At 54.2% G+C, this 8,398-nt stretch carries 4 protein-coding genes; 2 read left to right on the plus strand and 2 right to left on the minus strand.

Translation table 11 applies throughout. The annotated features are described in order from the left end of the window. On the plus strand, window positions 1–2,414 hold a 2,414-nt coding region (locus PMI17_RS03915), incomplete at its 5' end, for an Ig-like domain-containing protein (protein ID WP_036620200.1). A gap of 410 nt (window positions 2,415–2,824) precedes the next feature. Beyond that, window positions 2,825–5,383 carry an Ig-like domain-containing protein gene (locus PMI17_RS03920; RefSeq protein WP_007886350.1) on the plus strand — a complete coding sequence of 853 codons (2,559 nt, stop codon included), beginning with the start codon at window positions 2,825–2,827 and terminating at the stop codon, window positions 5,381–5,383. A 584-nt stretch (window positions 5,384–5,967) separates the two neighbouring features. Here the strand turns inward: PMI17_RS03920 and PMI17_RS03925 are convergent. After that, window positions 5,968–7,698: a penicillin-binding transpeptidase domain-containing protein gene (locus tag PMI17_RS03925; RefSeq protein ID WP_007886351.1), complete on the minus strand. Its 1,731-nt coding sequence runs from the start codon at window positions 7,696–7,698 to the stop codon at window positions 5,968–5,970. Window positions 7,699–7,943: 245 nt separating this feature from the next. Beyond that, a partial coding sequence (locus PMI17_RS03930; RefSeq protein ID WP_007886352.1) for a molybdopterin dinucleotide binding domain-containing protein occupies window positions 7,944–8,398 on the minus strand: 455 nt, incomplete at its 5' end.

Genomic DNA, 8,398 nt, shown 5'->3' on the forward strand with positions numbered 1-8,398 from the left:
TGGTGCACATCATCATCAACGAACAGCACTTCTCCACCATCATCGAGGCAGACGGCAACTGGCACTGGACCGCGCCGGAAGATTTACCGGACGGCACTTACAACGCCGTAATGTACAACGTTGACAAGGGCGGCTTGCAGTCGGTGGACTACACCCCGCTCAGCATCGTGGTGGATACCAAGCCGCCAGTCGCACCAACCCTGCTTAATCTGTTCGATGACGTCGGCGAAACCGGCAGCTTCGACAAAGGCGGCATCACCGATGACACCCGCCCAACCCTGACCGGCGTGGCGCAAAAAGGCACCACCGTTTATCTGCTGGATGAAGCAGGCAACAAGCTCGGCAGCGCCGTGGCGGACAGAGAAAGCGGTATCTGGACCATCGAGCCGTCCGCAGACCTGAAAGAAGGCGTCAACACGCTGCGCCTGCGCGCCGACGAAATCTTCGCCGGCGACCTGCGTGAAGGGGTGGTTTCTGATGCGTTTGTGATTAACGTCGAGGGCGGCACTCCGCAACCGGTGACCGTTGAGATTACCGGCGCAGAGGACAACTTCGGCACCGCAACCGGTGACCTGAAAAACGGTGCCATCACCGATGACCAGACGCCAATCCTCAAAGGCACTGTGACCGGCGGTGATGACGTTACCATTTACTATCGCAAGATGGGCTCGAGCAAATGGATCGCCGGCGGCACCGCCACCGTGACCAACGAAAGCTGGAGCTGGGAAGCGAGCAGCAAGATCGCCGCCGGTCAGTACGAATTCGAGGCGCGCAACGGCGACGTCAGCTCAGCGCAGTTTGTGCTGGACTTGGTCGCTAGCAGCAATATAAAAAATAAAACCATTATCGTTGACGCCTGGGATGACGTGGGCAGTACCGGCGCACTAGCGAACGGCGATATCACCGACGACTTCAAACCTACCCTGCGCGGACGCGGCGAAGCCAACAGCATTGTCTATCTGGTGGCAAAGCATCCGCTGGAAGGCACCATGACCTTCACAGCTGAGGTTAATTCATCTGGCAACTGGGAATTTACGCCAGACAATAATCTGACCACCGGCAGTTGGTCGTTCCAGGTGAAGAAAGACGCCTCAGCTACACCAAGTACCGCGTTTAAGCTGATTCTCGAAAGGAATAATGCAGCGGGACCAGAGATTGAGTCCGGCAAGGACGACTTTGGTACACCAAAAGACCTGATCAGTGGCGATACCACCGATGATCTGACGCCGAAGCTGATCGGGACCGGCACGGCAAACACCACCATTAACCTGCGCGCCACGTCTGATGTGGGTTCCATGTACCCCGAAAGCGTCACGGTCAATCAATACGGCCAATGGTCATGGTCCCCTACCGCCGATATGACGCAGGGAAACTGGAAATTTGAAGTTAGAAAAGAAGGTGGAACCCGCTGGGAAAGTGCGTTTGATTTAACGTTGCAGAGTGACAGTTCTGACTCGGGAATTATTGACTGGGAAAATTTACCTGCTGGGTTTCCAAAAAATTTCCTCACTGGCACTCCGTATTATTATAAGGAGAATGTGATTTTTCAAGTCGAGGGCCCAGCATTTAGAAGCACTCAGATAATAGATCCAAGGTCTAAAAAGACTTCAATGGGTAAAGCTTCTCTTCTTTTAGTTCAAAACTCTTATAGCCATATTCATTTTACGAAGGACACCTATGGACCGCCAGCTCCATTACTAAAGAAATTCAGCGTTGAGATTTACAATCCGGGATCTTCCCGAATAGAGTTTGATGCTGGTGTAAGTAACAAGTATAATATCCCCTTAGTAAAATTTTTCATTGAAGCGAATAGTAGCATTACGTTAACCAACGATAATTTCCCAGGTACAAATATAGACGTACGCTATACAACTATTACCTTTTATCCAGTTGTAGGGGATGTTTGGATTGATAATCTAAAATATGAATTTAACGATATAAAAACTTCTTCTGTATTATCTGAGGAAATTGACGATACCTTCCACTCTCTTTCAGCCATCGACGATCTCACCTCGTCCGCCATTATTGGCCACGAAGGCCAGATCGATGAACTCTATCTGACCGGTCACGATCAGCTGCTCGATCTCAGCGTGCACAGCGCTGAAATCCAGTCGATTGAAGTGTTCGATATCAGCGGCGACGGTGATAACACGCTGGTGGTGGATATCAACAGCCTGCTGCAGCACGGCGAGAAAAACCTGTTTATCGACGACGGCAAAACCCAGCTGCTGGTGCGCGGCGATGCGGGCGATACCGTGCAGCTGAAAGACATCCTGCCGGAAGGCAGCGACGTCAGCGAGTGGGTGCATCAGGACGGCACCGTCACCGTTGCCGGTGTTGAGTACAATGTTTATAGCCACGGCGATGACGCCGAGCTCCTCATCCAGCAAGGCGTTAAAACCGAACTGGTGTAACAAAGCAGTACCCTTAACTTCGTCTATGTATTGAGACGCACACAGCAATAACCCAAAGCCACACTTCGGTGTGGCTTTTTTTGTTTTTGATAGGCCTGCTTGCTGGTAAAACCCGGTGGGCATGAATGCCCACCCTACGAAAAAGCGCCGGTTTTCAGCCAGGTACGCATCAGTCCACATTCTTGATAAATACGCTGATTATCAGTCATCTGCGTATCAATGCTCCGGCGACCAAACCTGCACCGATGCGTTGTAGGGTCGCCATTAATGGCGACCAACTCATATCTCCCGGCAAGGAGCAGACATTTCTCATACGTCCCTTGCGCCGTTTTTAGGCATTCTCCTAATCCAGGTCACTAGCGGCCGCTAAATCCACAACTTTTACCCATTCCACATCAGGTAACGCATTTATGAAAATCAATAAGCTTTTCGACCCGATCGAAACCGTTGTTGTAGAGTTTGCCACCGGCAAGATCGCCTTTGAATCCCGGGAGGATGCTCGCGACCCTGAAGAAGCAGGCGTCGTGGTGCACATCATCATCAACGATCAGCACTTCAGCACCATCATTGAGGAAGACGGCAACTGGCACTGGACTGCGCCGGAAGATTTACCGGACGGCACCTACAACGCCGTGATGTACAACGTTGATAAGGGCGGCCTGCAGTCGGAAGACTACACCCCGCTCAACATCGTGGTTGACAGCACGCCGCCGGATGCGCCGATTCTGCATAACCTCTACGACGATGTCGGCGGAAAAGTCGGCAGCTTTGACAAGGGCGGCACCACCGACGACAAAACCCCACAGCTCACCGGCGTGGCGCAGAAAGGCAGTAAAGTACTGCTGAAAAACGCGGATGGCGAAACCATCGGCAGCGCGGTGGCTGACAAAGATAGCGGTGAATGGGTGATTATCCCCACCGTTGAACTGCAAGACGGCACCAACAGCCTGACGCTGACCACGGTGGAAAAGTTCGCCGGTCAATTCCGTGAAAGTGCGCCTTCCGAGGCGTTCGTGATTAACGTCGCGCCGGATGCCGATATCGGCACCCTGCCGCCGGATACCATCCTGATTAACCACGCGTTTGATAATGCCGGCACCAATACCGGCATCCTGAAGAACGGTGCGCTGACCGATGACGATACGCCTGAACTGCGCGGCTTCGCTTCAGCTGGCAGCACCGTAGTGGTGATGTATCGTGAAGTGGGCAGCGACAGCTGGACCGGCAGCGCTACCGCAACCCTGAGCGGCGAGCAGTGGTCATGGACGCCTTCTGCGGCCCTCAGCAGCGGCAACTACGAGTTCCAGGCCAGCATCGGCGACACCTCCTCTTCGCTGTTCACGCTGGAAATTTTCGATCCGGCGGATTACGCCCGCTCCGTGCGCATCGTCTCCGCTTACGACAATGCAGGCAGCGCCACCGGCTCGCTCGGCAACGGCGCCTACACCGATGACCTGACGCCAACCCTGCGCGGTCGTGCCGAAGCTAACAGCCAGGTGGTTGTCGGCTATACCCTGCTGAACGGCACGGCAGCATCCGTTACCGTGGATGTTAACAGCCAGGGCAACTGGTCCTGGACACCGGAAACCGATCTGCAGATGGGCAACTGGTCATTCAACGTCAAACCAAAAGGCGCAAGCGCGTGGAGCGATGCGTTTAATCTGACCCTGACCGATGCAGACAGCATTAAGCCAACCATTGATTTCGCCTACGATAATGTGGGTGACAAAGGCGAGCGTTCCAGCGGCGATACCACCGATGACCTCACTCCGACGTTGCATGGTCATGGCGAACCAAACAGCCTGATTTACCTGAGCGCTAAACACGGCAGCGATCCCGCCACGATTTACAGCGTGAAGACCAATTCAGTGGGTGAATGGAACTGGACGCCGGAAAATGATCTGGCTCAGGGCGGCTGGAAATTTGAAGTACGAAAAGAAGGCGCAACGCAGTGGGAAAGTGCGTTTGATTTGAAACTGAAGAGTGGGCGCGTGGATGGCGATTACTCGACAACAATCGATTTTGAAAACCAACCTAACGGTGAAGGTCCCTTTTATTTTGACAGTGGCACTCTTCAGATAACAAATGCCTCCAGTAGTAGTAGAGCTACAATTGCTGATTTACCATCGGGACCTGCGTCCTTTAATAAGAAAGCATTGAGATTAGAATCCAACTCTGCAGGGGCTCTATCTCTCACTTTTAAAAACGGTGGAATTGGAGTTGGAACTAAAGACACCCCAACTAAATTCGGAATAGACTTCTATAATCATGATAATCGTGACGCGGTTGTCAAAGTTGGCATTCATTATTCCGATCTTAACGGTAATTATATCGGACTTAAGTACTTCGGATTTAACCTCCGACCAGGAGACGTATATACACTTACAGATAATGATTTTGCGAATCTAGATGAAAACGTGCACATTGGAATGATAAGAATTTATCCATCCAGCGACGTTTGGATTGACAATATTAAATATGGATACCCAGATTCAAATACCTTAAATTCCATTGATAGCATTGACGACGATACCATCCACACCTTATCGACCATCGACGATCTCACCTCGTCCGCCATTATCGGCCACGAAGGTCAGACCGACGAACTGTATCTGACCGGTCACGATCAGGTGCTGGATCTCAGCGCGCACAGCGCGGAAATCCAGTCAATTGAAGTGTTCGATATCAGCGGTGACGGCGATAACACCCTGGTGGTGGATATCAACAGCCTGCTGCAGCACGGCGAGAAAAACCTGTTTATCGACGACGGCAAAACCCAGCTGCTGGTGCGCGGCGATGAAGGCGATACCGTGCAGCTGAAAGATATCCTGCCGGAAGGCAGCGACGTCAGCGAGTGGGTGCATCAGGATGGCACCGTTACCGTTGCCGGTGTTGAGTACAACGTTTACAGCCACGGCGATGACGCCGAGCTCCTTATCCAGCAAGGCGTTAAAACCGAACTGGTGTAACAAAGCAATACCCTTAACTTCGTCTATGTATTGAGACGCACACAGCAATAACCCAAAGCCACACTTCGGTGTGGCTTTTTTTGTTTTTGGGGTGGGTGCTGGCTGTCCCCCTCCTCGGTCCGTGCTCGCTGTCCCCCTCCTCGGTCCTCCCCCGCGAGCGGGGGAGGAAGATGTGCCATATGTTAGTTGGGGAGAGGCATGTGGCAGCGTCTCCTTCCCCCGCTTGCGGGGGAAGGCCGGGATGGGGGGCAGCGAGCACATTTCAACTTCAGCGAGCACATTCTAACTACAGCGAGCAAACTGAAACCTATCAGCCCGGTTTGTCACTGCATGGCGACCCGCTCACACATCCCAACCCACAACCCCCACCGAATTACAGGCAAAAAAAACCCACGCATCTGCGTGGGTTGGTGTAATAACAGGGGTGCTGCACGGCAGCGTTGTTTTCACACCCATCAATACCTCTGGGATGACCATATTGGCACTGATGAGCCGCTGAAAGACAGGTGCAAAAAGCAACGGTGTTCGGCGAAGTGAAACGAGGTGTGAATATTCTCCACCCCGCAATTACACTTTTGATTTAACTAAGATTTATCCGAGGTCGGTTTGCTGTAAATCGCATCCGGTGCCACGTTCATGTGCTTCAGTACCGGCCCCATAATATTGCCGAAAATCGGTGCCGCCACCGAACCACCAAAGTGATCGCCCGCCGTAGGATGGTTAATCATCACCACCAGCGCCACTTCCGGATGGCTGGCCGGTGCGATACCGGCGGTGTAGTTGATATAGCCGCCATCGTACTTGCCGCTGCTGCCCATCTTCTCCGCGGTACCGGTTTTGGTCGCCAGACGATAACCCGGCACCGCCGCGCGCACCCCGGTGCCGCCCGGCAGCACGTCGCTCTCCAGCATATGCACCACGGTTTGTACCACCTGCGGATTCGCCACCTGCTTGCCCAGCACCGGCGGCGTCACTTTGGTGATCGACAGCGGACGATACACGCCGTAAGAACCGAGCGTGGCGTATTCACGCGCAATCTGCAGCGGCGTGACGCGCAGGCCGTAGCCGAAGGCAAAGGTGGCGCGTTCGATATCCGCCCAGCGCTCGCGGTGCAGCGGGAAGTAACCGACGCTTTCGCCGGTCAATCCCAGCCCGGTCGGTTTACCCAAACCAAATGCCTGATAGGTATTCACCAGCGCTTCGGCGGGCATCGCCAGCGCAATGTGCGACACGCCGATATCACTCGATTTCTGCAGAATGCCGGTCATGGTGAGGCGCGGCCAGTGGCCGACGTCGCGGATCAGGTGGCCGTTAACGCTATACGGCGTGGTATCGATCACCGAATCGGCGCGCACCAGATGGCGCTCCAGCCCTTCCATCACCACCAGCGGTTTCACCGTGGAACCGGGTTCGTAGCTGTCGTTGATCGCCGAGTTACGCATCTGCGCTGGCGTAGCGTTTTCATAGTTATTCGGGTTGAACGACGGATAAGAGGCCATCGCCAGAATCTCACCGGTATCGATCTTCACCAGCACCGCCGCGCCCGAATCGGCTTTGTTCAGCAGCACGCCGTCGCGCAGTTTGCTGTAGAGCGTGAACTGGTCGAACTTATCGATGCTGAGCTGCACCGTTGGCGGCTGTTGTGGCGGCTGGTAATCGATCATCGCGATGATGTTGCCTTCACCATCCTGACGATAAACCTCTTTGCCCGGATCGCCCTGCAACACATGGTCGAAGCCTTTTTCGATGCCATTCAGACCGTTGCTGTCGGCGCCAACAATGCCAATCAACGGCGCGGCCGCTTCACTCATCGGATAGAAACGGCTGTCGTTGTACACCGAGCTGATGCCTTTCAGTTTCAGCTCGGCGATGTCTTTGGCGATGCCAAGTTCGATTTTACGGCCCAGATAGAGGAAGCGCTTTTTCGGGTTGGCGGTGATGGCCGCGCGCAGATCTTCCGGCCGCTGATTGAGCGCCGCCGCCAGATAGGCCCATTTGGCGCTGGTGAAATCAGGATTGGCCTCCAGCACGCGCATTGGATCGGCGATGATATCGCGCGCCGGTACGCTGAGCGCCAGCGCCTGGCCGTCACGATCCAATAAGGTGCCACGGTTGGTCGGCAGCGTTACGGTACGCAGCGAGCGCTGATCGGCTTCGTGCTCCAGCATTGGGTGCTTGATCAGCTGCAGGTCGCCCACGCAGATCAGTAACAGAACCAGACAGCAGAAAACGCCAAGGCAGATCAGGCGAAAACGAAACGGGTTGAAGGGCGCTTTTATCTGGTCTTTTCCCAGAAGTTTTTTAATAGGAGGCATGGTAATCCACTGAGGCGAAAATCAGGCTTAATGCCAGCAGTTATAAAGAAACGTAAAGCGAGTTGACAGGAAAACTATGTTTCAAAAAAAAACCTGCGCATCTGCGCAGGTCGGTGTAATCAAGAAAACTTTTTGATGTTCACCCATCAATACCTCTGGGACCCTGACTGTAGCAAGGCGGCACGATGAGAAACCATCGCCTAAACGCAACAGTTACCCGCAAAATGTAACCAGCGGTGAGATTGTTAACCGTTTGTGCAAATCCGATGTTTTTTGATTTCCACCAGGCAACTCATGGCGTTCGGGCCTTGAGTTAACGACGAAGTGCCGATATCCAGCGTCAGCACATTCGGGTTGCCGGCGCGATCCCACGGCTGCCACGCGCGACCAAATCCGGGATCGAACCAGGCACCGGTGGCGATAATCACCACGCCCGGCGTTAAACCGTCGGTGAGGCGCACGCCAGCCAACATGCGCCCCCGCGCGTTGCTGACTTCAATCTCATCGCCGTCCTGAATATCGCGTGTTGCCGCATCCTGCGGATGCATATACAGCGTTTCATGGCCGGCGGTTTTATTGCCCTGCACCGTGGCGGTGGCGTCCATCTGGCTGTGCAGACGATCCGACGGCTGAATGGAGATCATATGCAGCGGGAACTGCGCGCTGAGCGGCGCACCGAGCCACTCCTGCGGCTCCCGCC

Origin of the sequence: Pantoea sp. GM01, from assembly GCF_000282675.1 — a bacterium.
In the GTDB taxonomy this organism is placed as follows: Bacteria; Pseudomonadota; Gammaproteobacteria; order Enterobacterales; family Enterobacteriaceae; genus Pantoea; species Pantoea nemavictus.